Consider the following 557-nt stretch of genomic DNA (forward strand, 5'->3'; position numbering starts at 1 on the left):
ATCGGCCGCAAGCGGCCAGTCACTCGGAAGAGAGCGATTTCGTGGGATCTGGCCGATTGCGTCGTGTAGCGTCGCTCGAGCTAATGGGTAGTCTGATGATCAAAGGCTGTTCCAGTGCATGATGAACTGCGTCGAGACAGCACCGATCTTGATCCAGCAGAACCCGCCAGGGCGATAGTTACTGCACGTTTTTCAGCTTGATTACATCACCGGAGACTTTGGTGGTGTAGCCGCTCAGGACCCAGGCCCAGAACCAATTTTCCTGCACTTGCGTATTGATCATCGCATCGCCCCCCTTGGCCTCGATTGCAGCGTTCTGGGCGCGGACGAAACGGCTGTTCTGGCGGATCGGAATCACACCGAACAACATCAGGCCAGTGGCGGTTGCTTCGCTGTGACCCACCACGGTGTATTGGCTGCTGTCATAGTGCGGCGAGGTTATCGGGGCTCCGGTGCAACCCGCCAGAATCAGGCCGAAAACACCACCGGCTACAACTTTACTGAGGTACTTCACTGAACAACTCCATGGCAGAAATCCCAGGATCCAATTCCGGGGG

The 557-nt window shown here is 56.6% G+C and carries 1 protein-coding gene; it reads right to left on the minus strand.

Features of this window, described 5'->3' with window-relative positions; genetic code table 11:
- Positions 1-178 precede the first annotated feature (178 nt).
- The gene (locus tag AC07T0_RS31740; RefSeq protein WP_103499541.1) at positions 179-514 is read right to left on the minus strand and encodes a hypothetical protein; all 336 of its coding nucleotides are present in this window, start codon (positions 512-514) and stop codon (positions 179-181) included.
- Positions 515-557: the final 43 nt, after the last annotated feature.

It is taken from the genome of Pseudomonas sp. GW821-FHT04D07 (assembly GCF_059420225.1).